1 pseudogene is annotated in these 902 nt (G+C 63.6%); it reads left to right on the top strand.

From position 1 onward, the window contains the following. A pseudogene (locus AC1DD5_RS25695) lies at positions 1–902 on the top strand (pyruvate dehydrogenase (acetyl-transferring), homodimeric type); the annotation flags it as partial.

Below are 902 nucleotides of genomic sequence, written 5' to 3'. Positions count from 1 at the left end.
TCCCTTGATGCGTTGATCGCGGAGCAGGGCACGGAGCGTGCCCAGTACATTATGCGGTCGTTGTTGCAGCGTGCCGGTGCCCGGTCGGTGGGTGTGCCGATGGTGACGACCACTGATTATGTGAACACGATCCCGGTGGACCAGGAAGCGGAGTTTCCCGGGAACGAGGAGTTCGAGCGCCGGTACCGTGCGTACATGCGGTGGAACGCCGCGGTCATGGTCCATCGTGCGCAGCGGGCCGATATCGGGGTGGGTGGGCATATTTCCACCTATGCCGGCGCGGCGACCCTGTATGAGGTCGGGTTCAACCATTTCTTCCGCGGCAAGGACCACCCCTCGGGCGGGGACCAGGTGTTCTTCCAGGGCCACGCGTCCCCGGGCATGTACGCCCGGGCGTTCATGGAAGGACGGCTCTCGGAGGAGGATTTGGATGGTTTCCGTCAGGAAAAGTCCAAGCAAGGCCATGCCCTGTCCTCGTACCCGCACCCGCGGTTGATGCCGGACTTCTGGGAATTCCCGACGGTGTCGATGGGCATCGGGCCGATGAACGCGATCTACCAGGCCCAGTCCAACCGGTACCTGCACAACCGCGGCCTCAAGGACACCTCCGACCAGCAGGTCTGGGCGTTCCTCGGTGACGGGGAAATGGACGAGCCCGAGTCCCGCGGGTTGCTGCAGCTGGCGGCGAACGAGAACCTGGACAACCTGAACTTCGTGATCAACTGCAACCTCCAGCGCCTGGACGGGCCCGTGCGGGGCAACGGCAAGATCATGCAGGAGTTGGAGGCGTTCTTCCGCGGCGCGGGCTGGAACGTGATCAAGGTCGTCTGGGGCCGGGAATGGGACACCCTGCTGGAAAACGACACCGACGGGGCGTTGGTGAAAATCATGAACGAAACCCC

The organism is Paenarthrobacter sp. 10L420 (assembly GCF_056395385.1).
This window is presented reverse-complemented; position numbering and strand designations above follow the sequence as displayed.